The organism is Brevundimonas staleyi (assembly GCF_041893865.1).
Classification (GTDB): Bacteria; Pseudomonadota; Alphaproteobacteria; order Caulobacterales; family Caulobacteraceae; genus Brevundimonas; species Brevundimonas staleyi.
Genome location: NZ_CP169082.1, coordinates 2,712,437 through 2,737,144, shown reverse-complemented (window position 1 = coordinate 2,737,144; position 24,708 = coordinate 2,712,437). Strand labels below are relative to the sequence as shown.

The following is a 24,708-nucleotide window of genomic DNA, read 5'->3' as shown; positions in this document are numbered from 1 at the left end:
GGCGGTGATCCCGCCCATCCACCTGCTCGACGAGATCGATTCCACAAACGCCGAGGCCCGTCGCCGGGCCGAGGGCGGCGACGCGTCCAGCCAGTGGATCGTCGCCCGCCGCCAGTCCGCCGGTCGCGGTCGGCGAGGGCGTGAGTGGAACAGCGACACGGGCAACCTGTTCGCCACCCTCCTGACCCTGACGAACAAGCCGGCGGCAGAGGCGGCCCAGATCACCTTCGTCGCGGCGCTCGCTGTCGCCGATCTGCTCGACGCCTTCGCCACGCCGGGCGCGGTCAGCATCAAATGGCCCAATGACGTGATGCTGGACGGGGTGAAGTCCTGCGGCATCCTGATCGAGTCCGGCACCCAGGCGTCGGGCGCCCTGTGGCTGGCCGTCGGCATCGGCGTGAACCTGGCCCATGCGCCGGAGGGGACCGAGCGTCCCGCCACCAGCCTGGCCGCTCATCTGCGATCCGACATCGCCTATCCGCCCGCCATCGACGACGCCGCCACGGTCCTGGCCGAGACCTTCGCCGTCTGGCAGGCGCGCTGGGAGAGCCTGGGCTTCCAGCCCATCCTCGACGCCTGGACCGCCCGCACGCGCGGCCTCGACGGCCCCTGCGTCGCCCGTCTGGGGCATGAGACGGTCGAGGGCACGGCGGAAGGCGTGGCGCCGGACGGGGCGCTGCGGCTGCGTACCGCGGACGGGGCTCTGCGCCTGATCTCGGCGGGTGATGTCTTCTTTGGCGCGGCGGCCTGACGCCTTGCGATGCGTCGCCTGAGGGCGCATCTTACGTTCTTCTGATCGATCTGATCTGAGTAAGAAAATGGCTGATACCGCAACCCTGTCGTCCAAGTTCCAGATTTCTATACCCAAGGCTGTCCGCGATGAGCTCGGCTGGAAGGCCGGACAGTCGTTCGTGTTCGTGCCGAAGGGCAAGGGCGTGACCCTTGTGCCTGTCCCAACCCTGGCGGAGCTGAGAGGCATGGCCAGAGGCGCGGACACCGCCGACTACCGTGATCGGAACGACCGCTTCTGATGCGGTTGGTCGATACCTCGGCCTGGATCGAGTGGTTGATAGATTCACCGACGGCTGAAAGCCTTGCACGAACGATACCGGAAGCTGCCGACTGGCTTGTTCCGACGCTGGTTCAGTTCGAATTGGCGAAATGGATGACGCGCGAGCGGGGCGAAGCCGCGACCGATAGGGCGGTGGCCTTCAGTCGGACCTGTGTCGTTGTTCCACTGACAACCCACATCGCGTTGCAGGCGGCGGAAATCTCCGCAACTCACAAGCTGGCCACGGCCGACGCGGTCATCTATGCCACCGCTCAGGAATACGGCGCGGACCTCCTCACGTGCGACGCCCATTTCAGAGACCTGCCGGGCGTCATCCTGGTCGAAAAGATCTGACGGAACCGGAATCCCATGCTTCTCGCCATCGAACAGGGCAACACCAACACCCTCTTCGCCGTGCACGATGGCGAAAGCTGGATCGCCCAGTGGCGCACCTCGACCGAGGCCAGCCGCACGGCCGACGAATACGCCGTCTGGCTGACCCAGCTTCTGGCCATGCGGAAGATCGATCTGGCTACCCTGACCGGCTGCATCATCTCCAGCGTCGTGCCCCAGTCGATCTTCAACCTGCGCAACCTCGCGCGCCGCTATCTGTCGGTGGAGCCCCTGGTCATCGGCGACAATGTCGAGCTGGGCATCCCGGTCCGCATCACCAAGCCCTCGGAGGCCGGCGCCGACCGGCTGGTCAACGCCATCGGGGCGCATCTGCTGTACCCCGGCGACCTGATCATTATCGACAGCGGCACCGCGACCACCTTCGACATCGTGGCCGCCGACGGCGCCTTCGAGGGCGGGGCCATCGCGCCGGGCATCAACCTCAGCCTCCAGGCCCTGCACGAGGCCGCGGCCATGCTGCCGCGCATCGCGATTCAGAAGCCGGACAAGGTGATCGGCAAGGACACCGTGTCCAACATGCAGTCGGGCGTCTTCTGGGGCTATGTGGGCCTCATCGAGGGCATGGTCTCGCGCATCAAGGCGGAGTGGGGCGGCCCCATGACCGTCGTCGGAACCGGAGGCGTCGCCTCCCTGTTCGAGGGGGCGACCCCAGCCATCGACCGGTTCGATCCGGACCTGACCATCCGCGGCCTGCTCGAAATCTGGCGCCGCAATACCCATCTGACGGATACATGACCAAGAAAACCAAGGCTTCGGCCCACGACGAACTCGTCTTCCTGCCGCTCGGCGGCTCGGGCGAGGTCGGTATGAACCTGAACTGCTACGGCTACGGGCCGGAAGACGACCGCCAGTGGATGCTGGTCGACGTCGGTGTGACCTTCGGCGACCTGTCGACGCCGGGCGTGGACATCATCGTGCCCGACCCCGCCTTCCTGGAAGGCGAGACCATCCGCGGCATCGTCCTGACCCACGCGCACGAGGACCACATCGGCGCCCTGCCGTGGCTGTGGAGCCGCCTGAAGGCCCCGCTCTATGCGACCCCGTTCACCGCCTTCCTGATCCGCGAGAAGCTGCGCGACAACGGCGTGCAGGACGTGAAGATCATCGAGGTGCCCCTGGGCGGCCACGTCGATCTCGGCCCGTTCCAGGTCGACTTCGTGACCATGACCCACTCCATCGCCGAACCGAACGGCATCAAGATCACGACGCCCTTGGGCACGGTCTTCCACACCGGTGACTGGAAGCTCGATCCCAACCCGGTCATCGGCAAGCCGACCGACGTCCCGGCCATCACCCAGATGGGCGACGAAGGCCTGCTGGCCATGGTCTGCGATTCCACCAACGTCTTCGTCGAAGGCGAGGCGGGGTCGGAGCTTCAGGCTCAGGAAGGCCTGATCGAACTGATCGGATCCTTGAAGACCGGCAAGATCGCGGTCGGCTGCTTCGCCTCCAACGTCGCTCGCATGGTCAGCGTCATTAAGGCGGCCGAGAAGGCCGGGCGTCGCGTGGCGCTGGCCGGCCGCTCCATGCACCGCATCACCTCGGCGGCCCGCCACGTCGGCCTGTTCGAAGGCTCGCAGGCCATCCTGACCGAGGACGAGGCCCGTCACTGGCCTGCCGACCAGATCCTCTACCTCTGCACCGGCAGCCAGGGCGAGGATCGCGCCGCCCTGTCGCGCATCGCCGACGGTTCGCACCCCTTCATCAAGCTGGGACTGGGCGACCACTGCATCTTCTCGTCGCGGATCATTCCGGGCAACGAGCTGGCCATCGCCAACCTGCAGGACCGGATGGCGGATCGGGGCGTGCGCCTCTACACCGAGAAGGACCACCCCGGCATCCACGTCTCCGGCCACCCGTGCCGCGACGAGCTGAAGCAGATGTACGAATGGGCTCGCCCGCGCATCTCGGTCCCGACCCACGGCATGCGTCGCCACCTGATGGAGCACGCCGCCTTCGCCCGCGATCTGGGCGTGCCGGAGACGGTGACGCCGCGCAACGGCGACATGGTCCGTCTGGCCCCCGGTCAGGCCGCCATCATAGACGAAGTCCCGAACGGCCGTCTCTACGTCGATGGCGGCATGGTGGTCACCGAGAAGGGCGAGGCCCTGCGCGAGCGTCGCCACGCCTCCACCAACGGCGTCCTGGTCGTCAGCTTCGCCATGGACCGTCGCGGCAAGATCGTCTCCGACATCGACGTCCGCGCCATCGGCCTGCCGGGCGACGAGGTCACGCCGCTGGGCGATGCGCTCGACAACCTGGCGGAGCGGGTCGAACAGACCGTGGGCAGCCTGAAGGGCGAGGCCCGCGACGACGACATGGTGGTCGAACAGGCCGTGGCGCGGGTGCTGAAGAAGGCCTCGCAACAGATCTGGGACCGCCGTCCGATCGTCGAGACCGTGATCCTGAGACTCTAGATGCCGATGCAGCGCCCCTCGTTCGAGACCATCAAGGACAGGGGGGGGCGCTTCAAGCATCGCGTCCGCCACGCCCGTCATCCGCTGACGGGCTGGAAGAAGTGGGCGGTGATCGCGGGGCAGGGGCTGGCCGGGTTCGTGGCGATCTTCGCCGCCTGCAACCTGGTGCTCAGCCTCTCGACATTCCGGGGCGAGAACCCCGTCGCGCGCACGGGCCACGAGATCGCCGTCCTGTGGTTCTCCACCGCCGACGACAGCCCGACCTCGGCTCGGGCCTTCGACGCAATCTATGGGCGGGAGCTGGGCGACAATCCCACCGCCGCCGACATCCGCGCCCATTTCGAGCAGGCGGCCGATGGTGGAACCTTTCTGCTGGATCAGGTGATGGTCGATCGGATGCAGGCCATCAACGGCCGGATCGACCACCGCGTCCTGGCGCCCGGCATTTACGTCGGCGCCAAGGCGTTGGGACCGGACGGTGCGCCTGCCGTCTGGGTGACCAAATGGCTGGCGCAGTATCTGCTCTTCCCGCGCCACGCCTACATCCTCGTGGTGCCGGAGGAGGGACCGGCCATCTCCTTCTCGGCCAGTCAGGAGAGCAAGTTCGGCGACGGCGACGGCGCCCCGGACCGGCTGTCGGCGCGGATCTTCCAGTTCGATGACGAAGCCTACGACTTCCCTAGCTCGGGCGAGAGCCTGCACGAGATGACCATCGTCAGCCGCGACCCGGCGGTGATCGCGGCCGCGCCGGTCGCGCTCGAACAGGCGCGGATCGAATTGGAGGCGAAGAACCGGACCTATGGTCTGCTGGCCCCCAACTCCAATACCGTCGTCGGTTGCATCCTCGAAGGCGCGGACTTGATGTCGGCCGAGGTGCGACGATCCATCCTGCTGGCCTTGAGGGCGCCCGGCCTGGGCGCCGCTTGCCCGTAACCCAGGTAGGGGCCATAGCGATCCCATGATCGGCAGACTCAATCACATCGGCGTCGCGACGCCCTCCATCGAAGCCAGCGTGGCCCTGTATCGCGACATGCTGGGCGCGACCTCGGCGGGCGAGCCCTTCGACCTGCCGGCGCAGGGGGTGCGGGTCTGTTTCATCGACCTGCCGAACGCCCAGATCGAACTGATCGAGCCGCTGGGCGACGACAGCCCGATCCACGGTTTCCTGGCCAAGAACCCCAAGGGCGGACAGCACCACGTCTGTTTCGAGGTCGAGGATATCCTCGGCGCCCGCGACGCCATGCGGGCGAAGGGCGCGACCCTGCTCGGCACGGGCGAGCCCCGCATCGGCGCCCACGGCACGCCCATCCTGTTCCTGCATCCGAAGGACATGGGCGGGGTCCTGGTCGAGCTGATGGAAACCCCGAAGGAGGCGCACTGACATGCCCATCGGTCCCCTGACCATGTTCGCCATCTACATCGTCGTCTGGTGGGTGGTCCTGTTCGGCGTCCTGCCGCTTGGCACCTCGTCCGAGACGCACGAACCGCCGACCGACGGCTCCCAGTGGGGCGCGCCCAAGACGCCGAACCTGAAGAAGAAATTCATCACCACGACGTGGGTGTCCTTCATCGTCTGGCTCTTGGTGATGTTCCTGGTCTTCATCGGCTGGATGCCCCTGCCGGATATGGCGCCGCCCGTCTGAGCCTACGGCGGATCATCTTCGCCGCCTCCCATCCGTTCCAGCCCAACAGCAGCACCAGAAACACCAGCATGACCACAGCGTGGGTCTGGCCCAGCAGTTGCGGTCCTGCGGCGTTCAGCAGGTCCCGCGCCGCGTCGACGCGCAGATAGACCTCGTTCACCCCGCCGCCGATCAGCAGATAGTAGCTGGCGATCATGCTGGAGAGGTGGACATACCGCCACGCCACATGCCGCCGGATCAGCCGCGCCGATCCCCAGCCCGCCGCGATCAGCACCAGGGTCAGGATCGCCAGCCAATGCGGAAAGAAGAAGATCCCGAGTCGGTAGACGCCCAGCGCCGTCAGGTTCAGCACGATCATCGAGACCATGTAGGCCCGTCCTATCAGGACATGCCGGGGCGACCCCTTGCGCGTCATGAAGCCGACGGGCCCCGCCGCCAGGGCGACCAGACAGGCCAGGCTGTGGATCCAGCCCAGGGGAACGAGGTCCAGGTTCATCGTCACAGCCCCAGGGCGACGGGGATGACGCCGCCGTTCGCCCCGACGCTGACGGCCGCGTCCTCGAAGCGGGGAGGGCCCATGACGCCCCGCGCGCCACGGCTGTAACCCCAGGGCTCGGACGGCGCTCCCATCATGCCGCCGAAATTCAGTTGTCCGTCGCGGTTCACGTCTTGGAACGAGGCGACGGCATAGCGGCCGGCCGGCACGCCGATGAACCGCGCGACGGGCGCCCCGGTCGCCGGAACCTGCACGATCGTCTGGAAGCGACAGGGGCGCATGAACTCCGCCTAGGTGCACAGCTGGACCATGATCGGCCCGCCGGGACGGGCGCCGGTGAAGCGGATTTCGACCGCGCCGCCGCCTTGCAGAGGGGTGGCGAACAGCAGGGCGGCGAGAAGCAGAGCGGGCATGAAAGTCTCCTGTGAAGAACTTTATAAAACAAAGTACATTATTATCGGGAGTCAACTCGCCGTTTTGCCGCCGCGCTTCGTTGCCATGTCCGAGGGACGCGGGCTAAGGACCGCACCAAGCTACACTTGAGGATCGCCGATGCGCCTGTCGCGCTACTTCCTGCCCACGCTGAAAGAGGCGCCGTCCGACGCCCAGATCGTTTCGCACCAGCTGATGCTGCGCGCCGGGATGATCAAACAGGAGGCCGCCGGCATCTATGCCTGGCTGCCACTGGGCCTGCGCGTCCTGAACCGCATCGAGCAGGTGGTGCGCGAGGAGCAGGAGAAGGCCGGCGCTGTCGAGCTGCTGATGCCGACCCTGCAACTGGCCGACCTGTGGCGCGAGTCGGGCCGTTACGACGCCTATGGCCCGGAGATGCTGCGCATCACCGACCGTCACGAGCGCGAACTGCTCTACGGGCCCACGAACGAGGAGATGGTCACCGACATCTTCCGCAGCTTCGTGAAGAGCTACAAATCCCTGCCGCTGAACCTCTTCCACATCCAGTGGAAGTTCCGCGACGAGCGCCGCCCGCGCTTCGGCGTCATGCGCGGCCGCGAGTTCCTGATGAAGGACGCCTATTCCTTCGATCTGGACGAGGCCTCGGCCCGCACCGCCTACAACCGGATGTTCGTGGCCTATCTGAACACCTTCGCCCGTCTTGGGCTGAAGGCCGTGCCGATGCGCGCCGACACCGGACCGATCGGCGGGGACCTGTCGCACGAGTTCATCGTCCTGGCCGAGACCGGCGAGAGCGAGGTCTTCTGCGACCGTAAGCTGGTCGAGATGGCCGCACCGGGCCACGACTTCGATCCCGCCACCGTCCAGGCCGTGTTCGACGAGCGCACGGCGCTCTATGCCGCCACCGAAGAAATGCACGACGCGGCCCAGTTCGAGGCCCAGACCGCCGAGGCCGACCGCCTGTCGGCCCGCGGCATCGAGGTCGGCCACATCTTCTATTTCGGCACCAAATACTCCGAGCCGATGAAGGCCAGGGTGGCCGGGCCGGACGGCGTCGACACCAACGTCCACATGGGCTCTTACGGCGTCGGCGTGTCGCGTCTCTTGGGCGCGATCATCGAGGCCAGCCACGACGAGGCCGGCATCATCTGGCCCGACTCGGTCGCCCCGTTCGACGTCGTGGTCATCAACCTGCGCGTCAGCGACCCGGCCGTCTGCGAGGCCTGCGAGGCCGCCGTCGCCGCTCTGGAAGCCGCCGGCAAGACGGTCCTCTATGACGACACCGACGAGCGTCCGGGCGGCAAGTTCGCCACCGCCGACCTGATCGGCATCCCGTGGCAACTGACCATCGGTCCGAAGGGCGTGGCCGAGGGCGTCGTCGAACTGAAACGCCGCGCCACCGGTGAGAAGTCCACCGTGGCCCTGGATCAAGCTTTGGAGGCGATCGGTTGAGCGATGTCCTTTCCCTTCTCCCCTCGGGGGAGAAGGTGGCCGGCGGAGCCGGACGGATGAGGGGGCTGGTCCAGCCATCCCTCACGTCTCCGATAAGCTTCGTGGCCGGGAGCCCCCTCATCCGTCGCGCTCCGCGCGCCACCTTCTCCCCCGAGGGGAGAAGGGAGATGTTCCAATGACCGACGTCATCCCCAAGCCCGCCGGCCCCTTCTCCGCCTGGGAGATCGGTCTGGCGATGCGGTACCTGCGCGCCAAGCGCAAGGAGGGCGGCGTCGCCCTGATCGCCATCATCTCCTTCGTCGGCATCGCGCTTGCGGTCATGGCCCTGATCGTGGTGCTCAGCATCATGGCCGGCTTCCGAAACGAGCTGCTGGGCCGGATGCTCAGCTTCAACGGCCACATGTATGTGCAGGGCGAGGTGCTCAGCGCCGCCAACCGGAACGCCGTCGTGGATCGCATCCGGGGCGTGGAGGGCGTGGTCAGCGTCACCCCCCTGACCGAAAGCCAGGCCATCATCCGCGCGGGAGGCCAGACGACGGGCGCCTTCGTTCGCGGCATCGCGCCGGACGATCTGGATACCATGAGCTTCGTCTACGACAGCCTGTCGGATCAGGCGCGCCGCAGCTTCGGCCAGGGCGCCTATGGCGGCGACAACGTCCTGATCGGCCAGTCTCTGGCGGATGCGCTGGGGCTTCGCGTCGGCGATCCCATCGAAATCTATTCGCCCACGGGCGCGGACTCGGCCTTCGGCAATCTCGGCGGGCTGAACAAGACCTACCGCGTCGGCGGCACCTATTCGTCGGGCACGGCCGACTACGACCGCGCCTTCATCTTCATGCCTCTGGAACAGGCCCAGCTCTTCTTCGGCAAGGAGGGCGTCTGGGACGTCATCGAGATCAAGGTCGATCAGCCGGACCGGATCGACCAGTACCTGGCCCCCGTGCGCGAGGCGGCGGGGCAGGGCGGCTTCGTCGCTGACTGGCGCGACAAGATGGCCGCCTTCTGGGGCGCGCTGAAGGTCGAGCGGGTGGCCATGTCCATCATCTTGGGCATGGTCGTGGCCATCGCGGCACTCAACATCATCTCCGGCATCGTCATGCTGGTGAAGAACAAGACCCGCGACATCGCCATCCTCAGGACCATCGGGGCCAGCCCGTCGTCCATCCTGCGCGTCTTCTTCATGGCCGGAGCCTCCATCGGCGTGGCGGGCACGATCACGGGTCTGGTGCTGGGCCTCCTGTTCTGCCTGAACATCGGCTCGATCCAGCATTTCCTGGAGTTCGTCTTCCAGACCCAGCTGTTCAACGCCGACGTCTACATGCTGGACGCCATCCCGGCCGAGGTGGATCCGGTGGACGTCTTCTGGATCACCGTCTGGGCCTTCTTCATGTCCTGCGTGGCCAGTCTGATCCCGTCGTGGAACGCGACCAAGATCGACCCGGTGGAGGCCCTGCGCTTTGAATAGCCCCGTCTTCTCCGCGCGCGGCCTGACCCGGACCTATGTCACGGGCACGGGCGAGCTGACCGTCCTGAAGGGCGTCGATCTGGACATTTTCCCGGGCGAACTGGTCGGGCTGATCGGGCCGTCCGGCTCGGGCAAGTCGTCCCTGCTGCATGCCGCCGGCCTGCTGGAACGTCCGACCTCGGGCGAGGTCCGCATCGACGGCGAGGACGTCGGCGCCCTGGACGAACGCGCCCGCACCCGCATCCGCCTGAACCGGGTCGGCTTCGTCTACCAGTTCCACCACCTGCTGCCGGAGTTCGACGCGCGAGACAACGTCGCCCTGCCGATGCGGATCGCGGGGCTTTCCGAGCCCGCCGCCCGCGCGCGCGCCGAGGAGACCCTGACGGCTCTGGGTCTGGGCCAACGCCTGACCCACCAGCCGGCCCAGCTGTCGGGCGGGGAGCAACAGCGCGTCGCCATCGCCCGCGCCCTGGCCAACAAGCCGCGCCTGCTGCTGGCCGACGAACCCACCGGCAACCTCGACCCGACCACCAGCCAGTCGGTCTTCGAGTCCTTGCGCGAACTGACCAAGACAACCGGCGTCGCCGCCCTGATCGCCACCCACAACATGGAGCTGGCCGGCCATATGGACCGCGTCTTCGCCCTGAAGGACGGCCATCTGGAAGAGCGTCAGGCCGAAAGCCGCGAGTACTAGGGACCTCTCTCATCCGTGCACCCCAGCGAAGGCTGGGGTCCAGATGGCCAAGGGATTGCTTGGAGCAGCAGTTCCGGTGCGCCATCCCGGTCGCCTGAATCCGTGATCTGGACCCCAGCCTTCGCTGGGGTGCACGGTGATTGGTGAAGGTTCGTCCTTCACGGGCGACGACGGGTGTCCTAGATGCAGGACATGGACACCCAAGATGTATTGAACGAATTCCGCGCCGCCGGCGCCCTGCGCGAAGGCCATTTCGTCCTGTCGTCGGGCCTGCACAGCCCGGTCTTCCTGCAGAAGAACCTGGTCTTCATGGACGGCGCCCGCTGCGAGCGTCTGTGCAAGGCCCTGGCCGAGAAGATCACGGCCCTGGTCGGCTCGGTCGACGTCGCGATCTCTCCGGCCGTCGGCGGCATCATCCCCGGCTATGAGACGGCCAAACACCTGAACGTCCGCTCCATGTACGTCGAGCGCGAAGGCGGCGAGTTCAAGCTGCGTCGCGGCTTCCACGTCGAGCCGGGCGAAAAGGTCGTCATGGTCGAGGACATCGTCACAACCGGCCTGTCGAGCCGTGAGTGCATCGCGGCAATTGAAGCCGCGGGGGGCGCGGTCGTGGCCGCCGCCTGCATCGTCGACCGTTCGGGCGGCAAGGCCGATGTCGGCGTCCCCCTGATCGCCCTGGCCTCGCTGGACGTGCCCGCCTGGCCCGCCGACGCCCTGCCGCCCGAACTGGCGGCCATCCCGGTGGAAGATCCCGGCAGCCGGCGGTTGGCCAAGTGAAGCGCCCGCCCGTCCGCCTCGGGGTCAATATCGACCATGTCGCGACGGTGCGTAACGCGCGCGGCGGCGTCCATCCCGATCCGGTCCGCGCGGCCGAGGCCGCCATCGGCGCCGGTGCGGACGGCATCACCGCCCACCTGCGCGAGGATCGCCGCCACATCACCGACGCCGACATCGAGGCCCTGACGGCGCTCTGCCAGCAGTTCGAGCGGCCGCTGAACTTCGAGATGGCCGTGACGGAGGAGATGCTGGCCATCGCCCTGCGTCACAAGCCGCACGCCGCCTGCCTGGTGCCCGAACGTCGCGAAGAGGTGACGACCGAGGGCGGTCTGGCCGTCGCAGGTCACGAAGCCCGCATCGCCCCGGTCGTGAAGGCCCTGTCGGACGCCGGCATCCGCGTCAGCCTGTTCATCGAACCCTCGGCCGAACAGGTCGAGGCCGCCGCCGCCGTCGGCGCCCAGGTGGTGGAGTTCCACACCGGCCGCTACTGCCACCTGCCTTACGGCGAGCGCAGCGCGGAGTTCGACCGCCTCGCCGCCGCCGCCGCCCAGGCCGACATCCTGGGGCTGGAGGTCCATGCCGGCCACGGCCTGGACTACGACACGGCCGCCGAGGTTCTGGCCATCCCCGAGATCCAGGAGCTGAACATCGGCCACTTCCTGATCGGGGAGGCGGTCTTCGTCGGTCTCGGCGCCGCCATCTGGCGGATGCGGGAGGCGATGAAGGAGGCGGTTCACGGCCCTCGGGAGGACGACGCGCTCGTCGTCGACCTGTGATCGTCGGCATCGGCGCGGACCTGTCCGACATCCGGCGTATCCAGACGTCGCTGGATCGCTTCGGCGACCGCTTCAAGAACCGCTGCTTCACCGAACTGGAACGCACCCGGTCGGACCGCAAGCCCGACGCCGCCTGGTCCTACGCCAAGCGGTTCGCGGCCAAGGAGGCCTGCGCCAAGGCGCTCGGCACCGGCATGCGCCGCGACGTCTACTGGAAGGACATGGGGGTGGTGAACCTGCCCTCGGGCCAGCCGACGCTCAAGCTGACGGGACCGGCGGCCAAACACCTGGAGCGACTGACGCCCCCCGGCCACACCGCCCATATTCACCTGACGCTTTCCGACGAACACCCCTATGCACTCGCCTTCGTGGTGATCGAGGCCTTGCCCGCGGCATAATCGGGCTATACTCGCCACCGTATGCGTGTCGCGTTCGGCGACCGGGGACGACTTCTTACATGAGCGACAACAAGCCCACCGACGACGACAAGGCCGTCACGGACACCGCCGACGCAGAATCCTCCGCCGTGGTGACCCGCGACGTCTCGCCTGACGATGTGGCCGAGACCCCCGAAGCCGAGTTCGCCGCCTCCGAGAGCGACCACACGGTCAAGCCCGTGGTGACCTCGTCCACCCATCGCCCGATCTGGAGCGATCAGGGCGACGCCCCGTTCAACGACGCGGGCAAGAAGGAAAAGATCCCGGCCGCCGCCAAGGTCCACGTCCGGGGCGAAGACCGTGACGACGACGGCGGTTCGGCTGCCTCCGAGACGGTCGAGATCGTCAAGACGGTCGTGGTGGCCCTGGCCATCGCCTTCGTCCTGCGGGTTCTGCTGTTCCAGCCCTTCACCATCCCGTCGGCCTCGATGGAGCCCAACCTCTACGAGGGCGACTACATCGTCGTGTCGAAGTGGGCCTACGGCTATTCCAAATTCTCGTCGGGCCTGCCGATCAACCTGCCGCTGGGCGAGGGCCGGGTCTTCGGCCGCGCGCCGAACCGGGGCGACATCGTCGTCTTCAAGCTGCCGCGCGACAACCGGACCGACTACATCAAGCGGGTGATCGGCCTGCCGGGCGACACGATCCAGATGATCGCCAACAAGCTCTACATCAACGGCCAGCCGGTCGAGGACGCCGTCGTCAGCGCCGGAGAGGTCAACGACATCTTCGGCCCACGCCCGGTCACCGAAGTCCGTGAGACCCTCCCGAACGGCCGCACCTTCATGACCCAGGACTTCGGCCCCGGCGGCGATCTGGACGACACCCCGGTCTATCAGGTCCCGGCCGGCCACTACTTCATGATGGGCGACAACCGCGACAACTCCATCGACAGCCGCGTCGAGCAATCCGCCGGCGTGGGCATGGTCCCGGAGGAGAACCTGGTCGGCAAGGCCGAGATCATCATGTTCTCGTGGGAGCCGGGGGCCTCGCTGTTCAACCCGGTCAGCTGGTTCGCCAACGTCCGGCCCAGCCGCTTCTTCCGCGTTCTGGACTGATGGCCAACGCCCGGCACGAGGCGGTGGCCGCGCTGGTCGACCGCCTCGGCCACGCCTTCCGCGATCCCGCCCTGCTCGAGCGGGCCCTGACCCACGCCAGCGTGGGGGAGGGGGGCGACAAGACCTCCGGCAAGGCGCCCAAGGACAACGAGCGTCTGGAGTTCCTCGGCGACCGGGTCCTCGGCCTTCTGGTCGCCGACCGCCTGCACCACGACTTCCCCGACGCCAACGAGGGCGAGCTGTCCTCGCGCCTCCATGCGCTGGTCGACAAGCACGCCTGCGGCCGGGTCGGTGCGCGTCTGAAGGTCGGGGACGCCCTGCGCCTCTCGCCCGGCGAGACCAAGTCCGGCGGCCGCCGCAAGGAAGGCCTGGTCGCCGACGCCGTGGAGGCCCTGCTGGCGGCGGTCTATCTGGACGGGGGCCTCGACGCCGCCCGCGCCATGTTCGACCGCGTCTGGGCCGAGGAATTGGCCACGCCGGCGCCCCGCGCCCTGAACAATCCCAAGTCGGCCCTCCAGGAGTGGTCCCAGGGCAAGGGCCGTCCCCTGCCGACATACAAGATCGTGGGCCAGACCGGCTCAGACCATGCCCCGACCTTCACGGTCGAGGTTTCCATCGAGGGCATCGAACCCTTGACCGCCCCCGGCCGTTCGCGTCAGGACGCGGAAAAGGCGGCTGCGACCGCAATGCTCCAGAGAGAAGGCGTGATTTGACCGACACCGAAACCCAGACCCAGCCGACCCGTGCAGGCTTCGCCGCCATCATCGGCGCGCCGAACGCCGGCAAGTCCACGCTGGTGAACCGGCTGACGGGGTCCAAGGTCTCCATCGTCACCCAGAAGGTCCAGACGACCCGCTTCCCCGTGCGCGGCATCGCCATGGAAGGGCAGGCCCAGATCGTTCTGGTGGACACCCCCGGCATCTTCACCCCGAAGCGCCGTCTGGACCGCGCCATGGTCGCCTCCGCCTGGGGCGGGGCCGAGGACGCCGACGTCGTCGTCCACCTGATCGACGCCCCGTCTCACATCGCCTCGGAAGGCAAGGACGGCACGGCCGCGGACCGCAAGTCGGCCGAGGACACCGAGACCATCATCGCCAACCTGAAGGCGACGGGCACCAAGGTCATCCTGGTCCTGAACAAGATCGACGGCATGCGCCGCGACACCCTTCTGGCCCTGTCGCACGGCCTGTTCGAGACCGGCGTCTATTCCGAGGTCTATATGATCTCGGCCCTGGCCGGCGACGGGGTGGACGACCTGAAGTCGCGGCTGGCCATGTCCATGCCGGAGGGCCCCTGGCTCTATCCGGAAGACCAGTCCGCCGACGTGCCGATCCGCGTCCTGGCTGCGGAGATCACGCGAGAAAAGGTCTATCTTCGCGTCCACGAGGAACTGCCCTATTCGGCCGCCGTGGAGACCACCGCCTTCGACGAGAAGGGCGACGGCTCCGCCCGGATCGAACAGACCATCTATGTCGAGCGCGAGAGCCAGCGGCCCATCGTTCTGGGCAAGGGCGGCCAGACCCTGAAATGGATCGGCCAGAAGTCGCGCGAGGAACTGACCGAACTCTTGGACCGCCCGGTCCACCTGTTCCTGACGGTCAAGGTCGACCCGAAATGGCAGGACAGCCGGGCGCTCTACGCCCAGTTCGGTCTGGACTTCAACGCCTAGCCACCCCCACCGTGCACCCCAGCGAAGGCTGGGGTCCAGATGGCTGACGCCGACGTTAGTGCAGCCATTTCATTGCGTCGTCCGAGCCGCCTGAATCCGTGATCTGGACCCCAGCCTTCGCTGGGGTGCACGGATGAAGGAGGGGCTCGCTCGCGCCAATGTGACCGGGGAACCAACGGTCACGCATGACGAATCGTCCGTAGACGTTACCAAGCCGCGATGTTCGACGTTCCGCGTACCGCCGGGAACCACCCCCGGCTCTTCCTCGGCTGCATCGCCGCCGTCCTGCTGATCGGGGGCGCCGGTCTGACGGCCGCCCTGACCAGCACGCCCCTGCCGACGGCCTCCGACCGGCGCGCCGACCTGCCGCCGCGCCCGCCGCTGGAGGTGGTCGAGAACCTGCCGCAACTGACAGCCCGCCTGCAGCGCGAGGCCGAGGCCGGCCGCTTCATGGGCGCCGTCCTGGTCGCGCGCGGCGACGAAATCCTGTTCCGCCAGGCCTACGGCGTCTCCGACGTCGCCACCGGCCGCCGTTTGCAGATCGGCGACCGCTTCCGCCTGGCCTCCATCTCCAAACAGTTCACCGCCGCCGCCATCCTGAGGCTGCAGGACGACAAGAAACTGACCATCGGCGACCCCGTCTGCCAGTGGATCCAGCCATGCCCTGCCGCCTGGGCGCCGCTGAAAATCCACCACCTGATCTCCCATACCTCGGGCATCCCCGACCTGATGGCCCGACCCGGTTGGGGCAGCCGCCGGGTCACGCCCGCGACGCTCGACCAACTGACCGAGGACTCCAAGGCCTTCCGCCTGTCCTTCGAACCGGGGACCAAGGTCCAGTACAACAACGCCGGCTTCAACCTGGCCGCCGCCATCGTCGAGAAGGCCAGCGGCCAGTCCTTCCCCGACTATCTGCGCACCGCCTTCTTCGAGCCTTTGGGCATGAAGGATACCGGCTTCGACGATGACTCGGACCTCGGCATCGTCACCGGCCATGCCAACTTCCCCGCCGGCCTGACGGCCCAGCGCACGCCGAACGTCTCCATCGTCTACGGCGCCGGCGCCCTCTATTCGACGCTGGACGATCTGCTGGTCTGGGAGCGGGCGCTGAACACCGGCCACCTGCTCAGCCCCTACAGCTACGCCCAGATGGTCATGGACCATTCCCCGGCCGATCAGCCGAACGAGCGGGGCGGGCGGCCTCATCGCGCCTGGGGCTATGGGATCATGTCCAACCGCCTCGGCACGCGGGTCACCCCGTCCTTCCAGGATTGGGAAATCTACCACACCGGCAGCTGGTCGGGGTTTCGCAACATCGAGGTCTGGCAGCCGGACCAGAAGATCGCGGTCATCGTCCTGTCGAACAACTACCACCAGCAGCGCGAGGTCCTGCTGATCTCGCAGCAGGGCATGGCCGAGGCGCTCGGCCACGACTTCCCCACGGGGCTGGCGGAGTAGGCGCGTCCGATCACCCTCCGTGCACCCCAGCGAAGGCTGGGGTCCAGATGGCGAACTAGGTGCTCTGGGCAGAGAGTTCGTTGCGCCATCCCGGCCGACCGGGTCTGTGATCTGGACCCCAGCCTTCGCTGGGGTGCACGGGTAGGAGGTTACCCCTCCCGACGCATCCGGGCCTGCCGCGCGGCCTCTTCCTCATTCGGATCGGGCATGGCGAAGGAGCCGCTCTGCACCTCGCCGGCCCGCTCATAGCGGCTGCACACCACGCCGGACGGAGAGTGCTTCGTTTCGACCAGTGTCCAGGTCCGGGCATGGTCGCCCGGCTCGAACAGCCGCTTGCCGGTTCCCAGCACCACGGGGAAGGTGAGGGTGGTCAGATCGTCGATCAGATTGGCCTTCAGCAGGGCCTGGATCAGCTGGCCGCTGCCCTGGATCAGCAGGTCGCGGTCGCCCTCGGCCTTCAGCTTCGCCACCGCCTCGGCCACGTCGCCTTCCAGCCGGTGCGAGTTGTTCCAGTTCAGCGGCGTCTCCGGCCCGGCCGCGACGTATTTGGCGATCGTCGTGAACAGGGCGCCCATCTCGTCGCCCGAATGACCCCAGTGGGCGGCGAAGATCTCATAGGTCTTGCGGCCCAGAAGCAGGTCGTAGTCCTCGCCCAGCGCCCCGCCGACGAACTCCCCCACCGTGTCGTCGAAGAAGGGCGGCAACCAGCCGCCGAAGGGGAAGCCGCCGGTCGGGTCCTCGGTCGGACCGCCCGGCGCCTGCATCACGCCATCCAGCGACACGAAGGTCGCGAGTTTCAGCTTCCGCATCGGTCAGCTCCTCTTGAACGGGAACAGCGCCCGCAGTTGCGGATCCCGCAGCCACAGCCCGCCCCACATGATCAGGCCCAGATAGAGGCTGAACAGCTGGTGGCTGAACAGGGGATTGTCGATCCGCACCTGGGTCGCCATCGCCCCGCCCAAGAGGCCAGTCATCATGACGGCGCCCAGCACGCTGGTCCTTGGATAGAGGTAGAGGATCAGGAAGCCCAGCTCCATCAGGCCGATGGGCAGCACCCACTCCGCCGACCAGCCCAGCCCGACCAGGGTCTCGGCCGCCACGGGCATGCGCATCAGCTTCGGCGTGATCGATGCGCCCAGCATGAACAGGGCGAACAGGCCGGTCAGCACGCGACCGACCCAGACCATTGGAGAGGCCTTCATCACTCGAACCCCGCCTTGGAGTTCGGCGACCAGTCGCCGGTCGGACGGGTGTTGACCATCCACGGAATGCCGAACTTGTCGGTGAAGGAGCCGTAGCCCGGCGACCAGAAGGTCTCGCCGAAAGCCATGTTCACCGTGCCCCCGGCCGACAGCCCGTCGAACACGCGCTTCGCCTCGGCGGCGTCGGCGGAGTGGAAGGTGACGTCGAACCCGTTCTTGGGCTTGTCGATGTTCGGGGCGAACTCGGGCGGCATGTCCGCGCCCATGATCGCCTGGCCGCCGGGGATCTCCAGCCAGCCGTGCATCAGCCAGTCCTTGTATTTGGGGTCGATCGGCATGTCGGGCGGGCCGTCGCCGAACGGAAAGGCCATGATCTCGCCGCCCAGGACGGACTGATAGAACTCGAACGCCTGGCGGCATTCGCCCTGGAAACTCAGGCTGGTCACAATGCGGTTGGGCTCGGTCGTCATCGTCTCTCTCCCTTGTTCGTGTTCAGTCGGGGTTGGCGGCCAGCCAGGCTTCGAGCCTGTCGGCCGTGGAGTTCCAGCCATGGCGATGGCCGGTCAGGCTCTGTTCGGACTTCAGGCCCTCGTGGGTGAAGTCCATGCGGGTCTTGCCGTCGGCGGTCTCGTTCAGTCGAACGGTGACCAGGGTGTCGACCGGCGGCCCGTCCTCGTGGCTCTCGTCCCATTTGAAGGTGAAGACGATCCGCTCGGGCGCGACGATCTCGCGATAGGTCCCGCCCTGCCACAGGGTCTCGCCGGTGGTGGGCGAGCGCAGGCAGATGCGCCACGCGCCGCCGACCCGGAAGTCCGCCGTGGCGCTGACCGCCGGCCATTCGACCGGCCCCATCCACAGGACCATGATTTCCGGGTTGGACCAGGCCCGCCAGACCAGCTCGCGCGGCGCATCGAACACGCGCTGCATATTTAGGGTGGGTCTGGCCGGGGCCTCGGCGACGACGGAGCTCATCGGATCAGAGCGTCTTCACGAGTTCGGCCAGTTGGTCGGCCACCTGGCCCCAGCCTTCGTGGAAGCCCATCTGCTCGTGCTGCTTCATCGTGTCCTCGTTCCAGTGGCGGGCGACGGCGGTGTATTTCGTCTTGCCGTCGGCGGTCGGCTCCATGTCGACCTGGGCCACCATGAAGGGCTGACCGGCCGGCTTCCACTCCGGCGTGAAGGCGTCGGTGGTGATGATGCGGCGGTTCGGGATCACGTCCAGGAAGACGCCCGAGTTCGGGAACACCTCGCCGTCCGGCCCGTGCATGGTGAAGTTGAAGCGGCCGCCGGGGCGGGGCTCCACGATCGGATCGACGATCTTCCAGGGCTTGGGCGCGAACCACTGGGCCAGGATCTGCGGGTCGGTGTAGGCCTTGAAGACCTTCTCCGGCGCCGCGTCGATGATCCGCTCCAGCTTCAGCTCGAAGGCGTGAGCCGCGCCGTCGGTGTCGCAGGGATTGTCGTTCGGGTGGGTGTCAGTTCCGTTTGCCATCGTCGTTTCCTTTCTGAACCTTACGCAGATAATCTTCCAGGCGGTCGAAGCTCTTGTCCCAGTAGCGGCGGTAGTGTTCCAGCCACTCGGCCATGCCCTTCATGCCCATCGGCTCCAGTCGGGCAGGGCGCCATTGGGCCTCCTTGCCGCGGGATATCAGCCCGGCCTTCTCCAGCACCTTCAGGTGTTTGGAGACCGCCGGCAAACTCATGTCGAACGGTTCCGCCAGCTCGTTCACGCTCGCCTCGCCCTCGGTCAGCCGCGCCAGGATGGCCCGACGGGTCGGGTCGGCCAAGGCGGCGAACTTGGCGGAGAGAGGATCGGTCTGCATGGCGCTTTCGTCTGTAACTGATCGGTTAAATATGCTCGTCGGATCGCGTTGTCAACCGTTCGGTTAAATAAAGGAACGCGCATCGCGCCGGGTCGTTCATCGATCCCGCCCGGAGACCCACCATGCGCGCCGTCGTCCTGAACTGCACCCTCAAGCCCTCGCCCGAGACCTCGTCCACCGAAGCCCTGTCGAAGGTCGTCATCGCCGAGCTGGAGAAGGGCGGGGCCGAGGTCGAGCTGATCCGCCTGGTCGATCTGAACATCAAACCCGGCGTCAGCGGCGACGAGGGCGAAGGCGACGACTGGCCGGTTGTGGACGTGAAGCTGAAGGCCGCCGACATCGTCGTCTTCGCCACCCCGACCTGGCTGGGCCAGATGTCCAGCGTCGCCCTGCGTGCGCTGGAACGCATGGACGCCTGGTTCGGGGAGACGGACGCCTCGGGCCGCCCGGTCGCCTTCGGCAAGGTCGCCGGCATCGTCATCACCGGCAACGAGGACGGCGCCCACCACATCGTGGCGACGATCTCGCAGGGCCTGATCGACATGGGCTTCACCATCCCGGCGCAGAGCTGGACCTACTGGCACCTCGGCCCGGGACCCGGCCCCGACTATGTCGAGACCGACCAGGGCCACGACTATTCCGACCGCGTGGGCAGGAACGCCGCCCGCAACCTGATCGCGCTCGCCAAGGTGCTGAAGCCCGAGACCTACCCCGTTCCGGAAAGCGGCGAGTAAGGCTAGGGTCCGCATCTCAACCCGGAGGCCTCCATGCTCGCCGCTCTCGCTCTCGCTGCCGCGCTTCAGGCCACGCCGGAGGCTGAGGTCGCCGCCGTCCTCGACCAGCTGGAGGCCGCCTCCAAGGCCGCCGACGCCGAGGCCTATTTCGCCCTTTATACCCCCGACGCCCGTTTCGTCGGCACCGACGCGGGCGAGCACTGGACCGTCGGCGAACTGCGCGCCTATGCGACGCCCTTCTTCAACCAGGGGCGCGGCTGGTCCTATCCGGCGACGAACCGCACCATCACCATCGCCCCCATCGAATGCCGCTGCATCGCCTGGTTCGAGGAGGAGCTGACCAACGACAGCTACGGCCGCACGCGCGGCTCCGGCGTCATGCGGCTGACCGACACCGGCTGGAAGATCGAGCAATACGTCCTCAGCCTCGCCGTCCCCAACGACCTGGCCAGCCCCATCGCCCGCATCATCAAGACCTACGAAGCGGCGAAAGCGACGCCGGCGCCCTGATGGAATTCCACGAAGAGGCCTTCGTCCTGTCGGCGCGGGCTCATGGCGATACCGGGGTCGTCGCCGACCTCCTGACCGAGACCCACGGCCGCCACGCCGCCTATGTCGCCGGCGGGGCGTCGCGCCGCATGAAGCCCTTTCTCCAGCCGGGCGCCCGCGTCACCGCCGACTATCGCGCCCGGACCTCGGACCACCTCGGCTCGGCCCGTCTGGAGCCGGTGGGGGAGGGGCCTAGCGCCCTGTTCGACGATCCTCTGGCCCTGACCGGCCTCGCCGCCGCCGCCGCCGTGGCGCAAGGGGCCCTGCCCGAACGCGAGCCCCATCCCGGCGCCTTTCTGGCCTTCGAGGCCCTGATGGCCGTCTTCCCGATCCCGTCCGTCTGGCCCGCCGTCTATGTGCGGTTCGAGGCGGGCCTGCTGGACGATCTCGGCTTCGGCCTGGACCTCAGCTCCTGCGCCGCCACCGGCACGATGGACGAGCTGGTCTGGGTCAGCCCCCGCACCGGCCGCGCCGTCAGCCGCGAGGCCGGCGCCCCCTATGCCGACAAGCTGCTGAAACTGCCGCCCTTCATGCTTGGCGCGCAAGCGGGGCTCTCCGACGGCGACGTCGGCGCCGGCCTCGACCTGACCGGCCACTTCCTCGAGCAGTTCGTCTTCCACCCCCAGAACAAACCCATCCCGCCTGCGCGCGTCTGGCTGATGGACAAGCTCAGGGAGGCGGGGCGGCTGTAGGGCCGCGCACACTCTTTCCCTCCCCCTCGGGGGAGGGTGGCTGAGCGCAGCGAAGCCGGGTGGGGGCGGCAAGGCAACGCCCCACAGACCCGATCCCCACCGTCTGTCGCCACGTCGCCCGGCCGCCCCCACCCCGTCGCTCCGCGACGACCCTCCCCCGAGGGGGAGGGAGAACGCCTCGCGCTTGCCTCTCCGGCCCGTCGCTCCTAAGCCAGAGCCCAAGGAGAAACGCCCATGAAAGCCATCCTCGACCAGCTCGAAGCCCGCCGCGAAGCAGCGCGCAAGGGCGGGGGCGACGCCCGCATCGCGGCCCAGCACGCCAAGGGCAAGCTGACGGCCCGCGAGCGCATCGAGGTCCTGCTGGACGAGGGATCCTTCGAAGAGACCGACATGTTCGTGGAGCATCGCTCCCACCAGTTCGGCATGGAGAAGCAGCGCGTCCCCGGCGACGGCGTGGTCACCGGACGCGGCACGATCGGCGGCCGTCTGGTCTACGTCTTCTCCAAGGATTTCACCGTCTTCGGCGGCTCTCTTTCGGGCGCGCACGCGGCCAAGATCGTCAAGCTCCAGACCATGGCCCTGACCAACGGCGCCCCGATCATCGGCCTGTTCGACGCCGGCGGCGCCCGCATCCAGGAGGGCGTGGAATCTCTCGCCGGCTATGCCGACATCTTCCTCCAGAACACCCTGGCCTCGGGCGTCATCCCCCAGATCAGCGTGATCATGGGCCCCTGCGCCGGCGGCGACGTCTATTCCCCGGCCATCACCGACTTCATCTTCATGGTGAAGGACACCTCCTACATGTACGTCACCGGCCCCGACGTGGTCCGCACCGTCACCAACGAGGTCGTCAGCCATGAGGACCTGGGCGGCGCCCGCGTCCACGCGGGCAAGTCGGGCGTCGCCGACGGCGCCTTCGAAAACGATCTGGAGGCGCTTTCGGAAGTGAGGCGCCTGATCGGCTTCCTGCCCCTGTCGAACCGCGAGAAGCCGCCCGTCCGCGACAGCTACGACGACCCGGAGCGGGACGAGGCCAGCCTGGACACCCTGGTCCCGGCCAATCCGAACCAGCCCTATGACATGAAGGAGCTGATCCTGAAGACGGTGGACGAGGCCGACTTCTTCGAGATCGGCGCCGACTTCGCCAAGAACATCGTCTGCGGCTTCGGTCGCCTGGACGGCCAGCCCGTCGGCATCGTCGCCAACCAGCCCCAGGTCCTGGCCGGCGTCCTCGACATCGACTCGTCGCGCAAGGCCGCCCGCTTCGTCCGCTTCTGCGACGCCTTCCACATCCCGCTGGTGACCCTGGTCGACGTCCCCGGCTTCATGCCCGGCACGCGTCAGGAGTACGGCGCCCTGATCAAGCACGGCGCCAAGCTTCTGTTCGCCTATGCCGAGGCCACGGTGCCCAAGCTGACGGTCATCACGCGCAAGGCCTATGGCGGCGCCTATGACGTGATGAGCTCCAAACACCTGCGCGGCGACGTCAACTACGCCTGGCCCTCGGCCGAGATCGCCGTCATGGGCGCCAAGGGTGCGGTCGAGATCATCTTCCGCAAGGAGGCCGGCGACCCCGAAGCGCTCGCGGCCCGCGAGGCCGAATACAAGGACCGCTTCGCCAACCCCTTCGTCGCGGCCGGCCTCGGCTACATCGACGATGTCATCATGCCGCATGGCACGCGGCGCCGGCTGATCAAGGCGCTACGGACGCTGAAGGGTAAGACGCAGACGAACCCGTGGAAGAAGCACGATAATATTCCGCTTTAGAATCCCTCCATGGGATCGTAGTCGGAGCCATAACTCACAGCGCCAGGGCTATCGTACTTTTCAAACTGGTATTCCGTGGCGCACCGAGGGCATCGGTGCACGTAGTGCCAGTTCTTTACCTCGGGAGTGCGGATGATCATCGACTTCGATCCGTTGTCGATACAGTTGCTGCACAAATAGTGATGTGGTCGACCGTCTGGAGCTCTAAGCTGATAGAGAAGAACGCCATCCCTCGGGGCGCAAAGCTCATATCTAGCCTTCTCGACGGACCAATCTTTAAGTTTGGCGATCTCGCCCTCGAGCGACTTCGCTTGTTCAAGAAATTGGGAACGTTCTTGCTGAGCTGAAAACGCGCTTTGTTGGGCTTGGATTATAGTTCCCTGAAGCTCAATCACCTTTAGCTGAATCATGGCTTCATCTCGTAATCCGACGAAGGATTTCGAGATGTCGAAAGCTACTTTAAGGCTGCCGAGAGCCGCTGCGATTTCGTTCATAGATAGCTGATGGTTTGGTTCATGATTTGTTCGAGCCTCCTCGCTCCGCCATTGAACGTCAAGAGCTGTGATTGACGACCAACCTCCTCTTCCTCTGTTCCCGCAACCGCCTCCGCTCGCCGACGGCCGAACAGTTGTTCGCCGCCTGGCCGGGGGTGGAGACGGCGTCGGCCGGGCTGGCGCCCGATGCGGACGAGCCCTGCACCGACGAACTGGTCGAATGGGCCGACGTGATCTTCGTCATGGAACGCACCCACCGCACGCGGCTCCAGAAGCGGTTCAAGAAGAGCCTGAAGTCCGCCCGCGTCGTCTGCCTCGACATCCCCGACGACTACGGCTTCATGCAGCCGGAACTGGTGGCCTTGCTGGAGAAGAAGGTGGGGCCGTATCTGCGCTGATCCATCACCTCTCCATCGCAGATGGAGAGGACAGGTCGCGGGCAGCGATCAGGAGAGGGCGAGGCGGTGGTCTGAGCGAGGGCTGGCGGGTGCTCGCCCGGTGAGACCGTCTCGCCCCCTCCTGATCGCTGCGCGATCTGTCCTCCCCACGCGCCTTCGCGCGCGGGGAGGTGACCCGAGTTGGCAAAGCATCCCCGGAATCCGCCAACGATTCCAACGCCCCGATCTTCTGAAAGCCCTTTTCCTTAACGCCCCTCAGAACACCCCCATACTGACCCGTTTCACAGGGAGGCGCGCGTCATGAGGCCATGGGCGATCCGAACGCTTCGGACTCTTCGGACGCTTCGGACGGTGTTTTGGAGTCCGGATCGTCAGCTCAGCCGTACCATCCCGGCCCTCAGCGCATCGCCCTGGCCCTCCAGCCCCGCCTCGATCTCCCCATGCACGGCGCGCCAGATCGGCGTCGCCGCCCCCAGCAAAGCACGCCCCGTCTCCGTCAAGGCCGCCCGCCGTCCTCGCCGGTCCTTCGCATCCACGGCCATGACCACGGCGCCCATCCGCTCCAGCGGCTTCAGGTTCGCCGTCACCGTCGACCGGTCCATGGCCAGCAGCGTCGCCACCGCCCCGATGGTCGGGGGCTCGGGCCGGTTCAAACTGTTCAACAGGGAGAACTGGCCGGACGTGATCCCCACCGGCCGCATCGCCTCGTCGAACCGCCGCGACAGGGTCCGCGCCGCCCGCTGGGCGTGCAGGCACAGGCAGTGGTCCCGGATGTGCAGGGTGGTCGCATACGGTTCGGGGATCGGTGTTGTCATCGGCGCCAATATG

34 protein-coding genes are annotated in these 24,708 nt (G+C 67.2%); 23 read left to right on the top strand and 11 right to left on the bottom strand.

The window, feature by feature from the left end; genetic code table 11:
* Nucleotides 1–4: 4 nt before the first annotated feature.
* From ACETK8_RS14020 to ACETK8_RS13985, 8 genes are all read left to right on the top strand, one after another.
* The gene (locus ACETK8_RS14020; protein WP_374036455.1) at nucleotides 5–751 is read left to right on the top strand and encodes a biotin--[acetyl-CoA-carboxylase] ligase; all 747 of its coding nucleotides are present in this window, start codon (nucleotides 5–7) and stop codon (nucleotides 749–751) included.
* Nucleotides 752–818: 67 nt separating this feature from the next.
* Entirely contained in the window at nucleotides 819–1,031 is a 213-nt protein-coding gene (locus tag ACETK8_RS14015) for an AbrB/MazE/SpoVT family DNA-binding domain-containing protein (protein WP_374036454.1), read from the top strand.
* Nucleotides 1,031–1,405: a type II toxin-antitoxin system VapC family toxin gene (locus ACETK8_RS14010; RefSeq protein WP_374036453.1), complete on the top strand. Its 375-nt coding sequence runs from the start codon at nucleotides 1,031–1,033 to the stop codon at nucleotides 1,403–1,405. Before ACETK8_RS14015 ends, ACETK8_RS14010 begins: the two co-directional genes overlap by 1 nt.
* A 15-nt stretch (nucleotides 1,406–1,420) precedes the next feature.
* The gene (locus ACETK8_RS14005) at nucleotides 1,421–2,200 is read left to right on the top strand and encodes a type III pantothenate kinase (protein WP_374036452.1); all 780 of its coding nucleotides are present in this window, start codon (nucleotides 1,421–1,423) and stop codon (nucleotides 2,198–2,200) included.
* Nucleotides 2,197–3,882: a ribonuclease J gene (locus tag ACETK8_RS14000; RefSeq protein ID WP_374036451.1), complete on the top strand. Its 1,686-nt coding sequence runs from the start codon at nucleotides 2,197–2,199 to the stop codon at nucleotides 3,880–3,882. The genes ACETK8_RS14005 and ACETK8_RS14000 overlap by 4 nt, the downstream gene beginning before the upstream one ends.
* On the top strand, nucleotides 3,883–4,815 hold the full coding sequence (locus tag ACETK8_RS13995; protein WP_374036450.1) for a hypothetical protein: 933 nt from the start codon (nucleotides 3,883–3,885) through the stop codon (nucleotides 4,813–4,815).
* Nucleotides 4,816–4,840: 25 nt separating this feature from the next.
* Nucleotides 4,841–5,263, top strand: a complete 423-nt coding sequence (gene mce, locus ACETK8_RS13990) for a methylmalonyl-CoA epimerase (RefSeq protein ID WP_374036449.1) — start codon at nucleotides 4,841–4,843, stop codon at nucleotides 5,261–5,263.
* A 1-nt stretch (nucleotide 5,264) separates the two neighbouring features.
* Nucleotides 5,265–5,525 (top strand): DUF1467 family protein, encoded by a 261-nt coding sequence (locus ACETK8_RS13985; protein ID WP_374036448.1) that lies wholly within the window; start codon nucleotides 5,265–5,267, stop codon nucleotides 5,523–5,525.
* Here the strand turns inward: ACETK8_RS13985 and ACETK8_RS13980 are convergent.
* Genes ACETK8_RS13980 through ACETK8_RS13970 form a run of 3 tightly spaced genes read right to left on the bottom strand, consistent with a single transcriptional unit; the run spans nucleotide 5,482 to nucleotide 6,434 of the window.
* Complete coding sequence (locus ACETK8_RS13980; RefSeq protein WP_374036447.1) at nucleotides 5,482–6,021, bottom strand: hypothetical protein; 540 nt, start codon at nucleotides 6,019–6,021, stop codon at nucleotides 5,482–5,484. The two genes, ACETK8_RS13985 and ACETK8_RS13980, sit on opposite strands and share 44 nt — an antisense overlap.
* A 2-nt stretch (nucleotides 6,022–6,023) precedes the next feature.
* On the bottom strand, nucleotides 6,024–6,302 hold the full coding sequence (locus tag ACETK8_RS13975; protein WP_374036446.1) for a DUF2141 domain-containing protein: 279 nt from the start codon (nucleotides 6,300–6,302) through the stop codon (nucleotides 6,024–6,026).
* Between the two features lie 9 nt (nucleotides 6,303–6,311).
* Nucleotides 6,312–6,434: a hypothetical protein gene (locus tag ACETK8_RS13970; RefSeq protein ID WP_374036445.1), complete on the bottom strand. Its 123-nt coding sequence runs from the start codon at nucleotides 6,432–6,434 to the stop codon at nucleotides 6,312–6,314.
* 139 nt (nucleotides 6,435–6,573) lie between these two features.
* Between ACETK8_RS13970 and proS the strand changes: the two genes are divergently transcribed.
* The 10 genes from proS (at nucleotide 6,574) to ACETK8_RS13920 (ending at nucleotide 16,221) form a co-directional block, all read left to right on the top strand.
* Nucleotides 6,574–7,887 carry a proline--tRNA ligase gene (gene proS / locus ACETK8_RS13965; RefSeq protein ID WP_374036444.1) on the top strand — a complete coding sequence of 438 codons (1,314 nt, stop codon included), beginning with the start codon at nucleotides 6,574–6,576 and terminating at the stop codon, nucleotides 7,885–7,887.
* A 175-nt stretch (nucleotides 7,888–8,062) separates the two neighbouring features.
* Nucleotides 8,063–9,352 (top strand): lipoprotein-releasing ABC transporter permease subunit, encoded by a 1,290-nt coding sequence (locus ACETK8_RS13960; protein WP_374036443.1) that lies wholly within the window; start codon nucleotides 8,063–8,065, stop codon nucleotides 9,350–9,352.
* Nucleotides 9,345–10,046 carry an ABC transporter ATP-binding protein gene (locus ACETK8_RS13955; RefSeq protein WP_374036442.1) on the top strand — a complete coding sequence of 234 codons (702 nt, stop codon included), beginning with the start codon at nucleotides 9,345–9,347 and terminating at the stop codon, nucleotides 10,044–10,046. Before ACETK8_RS13960 ends, ACETK8_RS13955 begins: the two co-directional genes overlap by 8 nt.
* A 192-nt stretch (nucleotides 10,047–10,238) precedes the next feature.
* Nucleotides 10,239–10,823 carry an orotate phosphoribosyltransferase gene (gene pyrE / locus ACETK8_RS13950; RefSeq protein WP_374036441.1) on the top strand — a complete coding sequence of 195 codons (585 nt, stop codon included), beginning with the start codon at nucleotides 10,239–10,241 and terminating at the stop codon, nucleotides 10,821–10,823.
* Entirely contained in the window at nucleotides 10,820–11,599 is a 780-nt protein-coding gene (locus ACETK8_RS13945; RefSeq protein WP_374036440.1) for a pyridoxine 5'-phosphate synthase, read from the top strand. The genes pyrE and ACETK8_RS13945 overlap by 4 nt, the downstream gene beginning before the upstream one ends.
* Nucleotides 11,596–11,997 (top strand): holo-ACP synthase, encoded by a 402-nt coding sequence (acpS, locus tag ACETK8_RS13940; protein ID WP_374036439.1) that lies wholly within the window; start codon nucleotides 11,596–11,598, stop codon nucleotides 11,995–11,997. Before ACETK8_RS13945 ends, acpS begins: the two co-directional genes overlap by 4 nt.
* A 299-nt stretch (nucleotides 11,998–12,296) precedes the next feature.
* A complete protein-coding gene (gene lepB, locus ACETK8_RS13935) occupies nucleotides 12,297–13,094 on the top strand; it encodes a signal peptidase I (RefSeq protein ID WP_374039406.1) in 798 nt (265 codons plus the stop codon).
* Nucleotides 13,094–13,807 carry a ribonuclease III gene (gene rnc, locus ACETK8_RS13930; RefSeq protein WP_374036438.1) on the top strand — a complete coding sequence of 238 codons (714 nt, stop codon included), beginning with the start codon at nucleotides 13,094–13,096 and terminating at the stop codon, nucleotides 13,805–13,807. Before lepB ends, rnc begins: the two co-directional genes overlap by 1 nt.
* Entirely contained in the window at nucleotides 13,804–14,763 is a 960-nt protein-coding gene (era, locus tag ACETK8_RS13925; protein ID WP_374036437.1) for a GTPase Era, read from the top strand. Before rnc ends, era begins: the two co-directional genes overlap by 4 nt.
* Nucleotides 14,764–14,982: 219 nt before the next feature.
* Nucleotides 14,983–16,221, top strand: a complete 1,239-nt coding sequence (locus ACETK8_RS13920; protein WP_374036436.1) for a serine hydrolase domain-containing protein — start codon at nucleotides 14,983–14,985, stop codon at nucleotides 16,219–16,221.
* A gap of 149 nt (nucleotides 16,222–16,370) precedes the next feature.
* Here ACETK8_RS13920 and ACETK8_RS13915 read toward each other — a convergent pair whose 3' ends face one another.
* From ACETK8_RS13915 to ACETK8_RS13890, 6 genes are read right to left on the bottom strand one after another with little or no spacing between them, the layout of a single operon-like run.
* Nucleotides 16,371–17,030, bottom strand: a complete 660-nt coding sequence (locus ACETK8_RS13915) for a dihydrofolate reductase family protein (protein ID WP_374036435.1) — start codon at nucleotides 17,028–17,030, stop codon at nucleotides 16,371–16,373.
* 3 nt (nucleotides 17,031–17,033) lie between these two features.
* Nucleotides 17,034–17,423 (bottom strand): DoxX family protein, encoded by a 390-nt coding sequence (locus tag ACETK8_RS13910; protein WP_374036434.1) that lies wholly within the window; start codon nucleotides 17,421–17,423, stop codon nucleotides 17,034–17,036.
* Nucleotides 17,423–17,893 (bottom strand): VOC family protein, encoded by a 471-nt coding sequence (locus tag ACETK8_RS13905; RefSeq protein ID WP_374036433.1) that lies wholly within the window; start codon nucleotides 17,891–17,893, stop codon nucleotides 17,423–17,425. Before ACETK8_RS13905 ends, ACETK8_RS13910 begins: the two co-directional genes overlap by 1 nt.
* 22 nt (nucleotides 17,894–17,915) lie before the next feature.
* The gene (locus ACETK8_RS13900; protein ID WP_374036432.1) at nucleotides 17,916–18,395 is read right to left on the bottom strand and encodes an SRPBCC family protein; all 480 of its coding nucleotides are present in this window, start codon (nucleotides 18,393–18,395) and stop codon (nucleotides 17,916–17,918) included.
* Nucleotides 18,396–18,399: 4 nt separating this feature from the next.
* Complete coding sequence (locus ACETK8_RS13895) at nucleotides 18,400–18,915, bottom strand: SRPBCC family protein (RefSeq protein WP_374036431.1); 516 nt, start codon at nucleotides 18,913–18,915, stop codon at nucleotides 18,400–18,402.
* Nucleotides 18,899–19,246, bottom strand: a complete 348-nt coding sequence (locus tag ACETK8_RS13890; protein WP_374036430.1) for an ArsR/SmtB family transcription factor — start codon at nucleotides 19,244–19,246, stop codon at nucleotides 18,899–18,901. Before ACETK8_RS13890 ends, ACETK8_RS13895 begins: the two co-directional genes overlap by 17 nt.
* Before the next feature lie 122 nt (nucleotides 19,247–19,368).
* On the opposite strand from ACETK8_RS13890, the gene ACETK8_RS13885 reads away from it, so the two are divergent.
* The 4 genes from ACETK8_RS13885 to ACETK8_RS13870 all read left to right on the top strand — a co-directional run bounded on the left by ACETK8_RS13885 (nucleotide 19,369) and on the right by ACETK8_RS13870 (nucleotide 22,988).
* A complete protein-coding gene (locus tag ACETK8_RS13885; RefSeq protein WP_374036429.1) occupies nucleotides 19,369–19,980 on the top strand; it encodes a flavodoxin family protein in 612 nt (203 codons plus the stop codon).
* 33 nt (nucleotides 19,981–20,013) lie between these two features.
* Nucleotides 20,014–20,490, top strand: coding sequence for a nuclear transport factor 2 family protein (locus ACETK8_RS13880; RefSeq protein ID WP_374036428.1), 477 nt, complete (start codon nucleotides 20,014–20,016; stop codon nucleotides 20,488–20,490).
* On the top strand, nucleotides 20,490–21,221 hold the full coding sequence (gene recO, locus ACETK8_RS13875; protein ID WP_374036427.1) for a DNA repair protein RecO: 732 nt from the start codon (nucleotides 20,490–20,492) through the stop codon (nucleotides 21,219–21,221). Before ACETK8_RS13880 ends, recO begins: the two co-directional genes overlap by 1 nt.
* 234 nt (nucleotides 21,222–21,455) lie before the next feature.
* Nucleotides 21,456–22,988, top strand: a complete 1,533-nt coding sequence (locus ACETK8_RS13870; protein ID WP_374036426.1) for an acyl-CoA carboxylase subunit beta — start codon at nucleotides 21,456–21,458, stop codon at nucleotides 22,986–22,988.
* Here the strand turns inward: ACETK8_RS13870 and ACETK8_RS13865 are convergent.
* Complete coding sequence (locus tag ACETK8_RS13865; RefSeq protein WP_374036425.1) at nucleotides 22,985–23,482, bottom strand: hypothetical protein; 498 nt, start codon at nucleotides 23,480–23,482, stop codon at nucleotides 22,985–22,987. The two genes, ACETK8_RS13870 and ACETK8_RS13865, sit on opposite strands and share 4 nt — an antisense overlap.
* A 71-nt stretch (nucleotides 23,483–23,553) precedes the next feature.
* Here ACETK8_RS13865 and ACETK8_RS13860 point away from each other — a divergent pair, with 71 nt between their 5' ends.
* Complete coding sequence (locus tag ACETK8_RS13860; protein ID WP_374036424.1) at nucleotides 23,554–23,880, top strand: low molecular weight protein tyrosine phosphatase family protein; 327 nt, start codon at nucleotides 23,554–23,556, stop codon at nucleotides 23,878–23,880.
* Between the two features lie 371 nt (nucleotides 23,881–24,251).
* Here the strand turns inward: ACETK8_RS13860 and ACETK8_RS13855 are convergent, their stop codons facing one another.
* Entirely contained in the window at nucleotides 24,252–24,695 is a 444-nt protein-coding gene (locus ACETK8_RS13855) for a MarR family winged helix-turn-helix transcriptional regulator (RefSeq protein ID WP_374036423.1), read from the bottom strand.
* Nucleotides 24,696–24,708: the final 13 nt, after the last annotated feature.

What these genes read in the sequence shown, in the direction of transcription:
- ACETK8_RS14015 (WP_374036454.1), top strand. Translation starts at nt 819, where the DNA reads ATGGCTGATACCGCAACCCTGTCGTCCAAGTTCCAGATTTCTATACCC.
- ACETK8_RS14010 (WP_374036453.1), top strand. Translation starts at nt 1,031, where the DNA reads ATGCGGTTGGTCGATACCTCGGCCTGGATCGAGTGGTTGATAGATTCA.
- ACETK8_RS14005 (WP_374036452.1), top strand. Translation starts at nt 1,421, where the DNA reads ATGCTTCTCGCCATCGAACAGGGCAACACCAACACCCTCTTCGCCGTG.
- ACETK8_RS14000 (WP_374036451.1), top strand. Translation starts at nt 2,197, where the DNA reads ATGACCAAGAAAACCAAGGCTTCGGCCCACGACGAACTCGTCTTCCTG.
- ACETK8_RS13995 (WP_374036450.1), top strand. Translation starts at nt 3,883, where the DNA reads ATGCCGATGCAGCGCCCCTCGTTCGAGACCATCAAGGACAGGGGGGGG.
- mce (WP_374036449.1), top strand. Translation starts at nt 4,841, where the DNA reads ATGATCGGCAGACTCAATCACATCGGCGTCGCGACGCCCTCCATCGAA.
- ACETK8_RS13985 (WP_374036448.1), top strand. Translation starts at nt 5,265, where the DNA reads ATGCCCATCGGTCCCCTGACCATGTTCGCCATCTACATCGTCGTCTGG.
- ACETK8_RS13980 (WP_374036447.1), bottom strand. Translation starts at nt 6,021, where the DNA reads ATGAACCTGGACCTCGTTCCCCTGGGCTGGATCCACAGCCTGGCCTGT.
- ACETK8_RS13975 (WP_374036446.1), bottom strand. Translation starts at nt 6,302, where the DNA reads ATGCGCCCCTGTCGCTTCCAGACGATCGTGCAGGTTCCGGCGACCGGG.
- ACETK8_RS13970 (WP_374036445.1), bottom strand. Translation starts at nt 6,434, where the DNA reads ATGCCCGCTCTGCTTCTCGCCGCCCTGCTGTTCGCCACCCCTCTGCAA.
- proS (WP_374036444.1), top strand. Translation starts at nt 6,574, where the DNA reads ATGCGCCTGTCGCGCTACTTCCTGCCCACGCTGAAAGAGGCGCCGTCC.
- ACETK8_RS13960 (WP_374036443.1), top strand. Translation starts at nt 8,063, where the DNA reads ATGACCGACGTCATCCCCAAGCCCGCCGGCCCCTTCTCCGCCTGGGAG.
- pyrE (WP_374036441.1), top strand. Translation starts at nt 10,239, where the DNA reads ATGGACACCCAAGATGTATTGAACGAATTCCGCGCCGCCGGCGCCCTG.
- rnc (WP_374036438.1), top strand. Translation starts at nt 13,094, where the DNA reads ATGGCCAACGCCCGGCACGAGGCGGTGGCCGCGCTGGTCGACCGCCTC.
- ACETK8_RS13920 (WP_374036436.1), top strand. Translation starts at nt 14,983, where the DNA reads ATGTTCGACGTTCCGCGTACCGCCGGGAACCACCCCCGGCTCTTCCTC.
- ACETK8_RS13915 (WP_374036435.1), bottom strand. Translation starts at nt 17,030, where the DNA reads ATGCGGAAGCTGAAACTCGCGACCTTCGTGTCGCTGGATGGCGTGATG.
- ACETK8_RS13910 (WP_374036434.1), bottom strand. Translation starts at nt 17,423, where the DNA reads ATGAAGGCCTCTCCAATGGTCTGGGTCGGTCGCGTGCTGACCGGCCTG.
- ACETK8_RS13905 (WP_374036433.1), bottom strand. Translation starts at nt 17,893, where the DNA reads ATGACGACCGAGCCCAACCGCATTGTGACCAGCCTGAGTTTCCAGGGC.
- ACETK8_RS13900 (WP_374036432.1), bottom strand. Translation starts at nt 18,395, where the DNA reads ATGAGCTCCGTCGTCGCCGAGGCCCCGGCCAGACCCACCCTAAATATG.
- ACETK8_RS13895 (WP_374036431.1), bottom strand. Translation starts at nt 18,915, where the DNA reads ATGGCAAACGGAACTGACACCCACCCGAACGACAATCCCTGCGACACC.
- ACETK8_RS13890 (WP_374036430.1), bottom strand. Translation starts at nt 19,246, where the DNA reads ATGCAGACCGATCCTCTCTCCGCCAAGTTCGCCGCCTTGGCCGACCCG.
- ACETK8_RS13885 (WP_374036429.1), top strand. Translation starts at nt 19,369, where the DNA reads ATGCGCGCCGTCGTCCTGAACTGCACCCTCAAGCCCTCGCCCGAGACC.
- ACETK8_RS13880 (WP_374036428.1), top strand. Translation starts at nt 20,014, where the DNA reads ATGCTCGCCGCTCTCGCTCTCGCTGCCGCGCTTCAGGCCACGCCGGAG.
- recO (WP_374036427.1), top strand. Translation starts at nt 20,490, where the DNA reads ATGGAATTCCACGAAGAGGCCTTCGTCCTGTCGGCGCGGGCTCATGGC.
- ACETK8_RS13870 (WP_374036426.1), top strand. Translation starts at nt 21,456, where the DNA reads ATGAAAGCCATCCTCGACCAGCTCGAAGCCCGCCGCGAAGCAGCGCGC.
- ACETK8_RS13865 (WP_374036425.1), bottom strand. Translation starts at nt 23,482, where the DNA reads ATGAACGAAATCGCAGCGGCTCTCGGCAGCCTTAAAGTAGCTTTCGAC.
- ACETK8_RS13855 (WP_374036423.1), bottom strand. Translation starts at nt 24,695, where the DNA reads ATGACAACACCGATCCCCGAACCGTATGCGACCACCCTGCACATCCGG.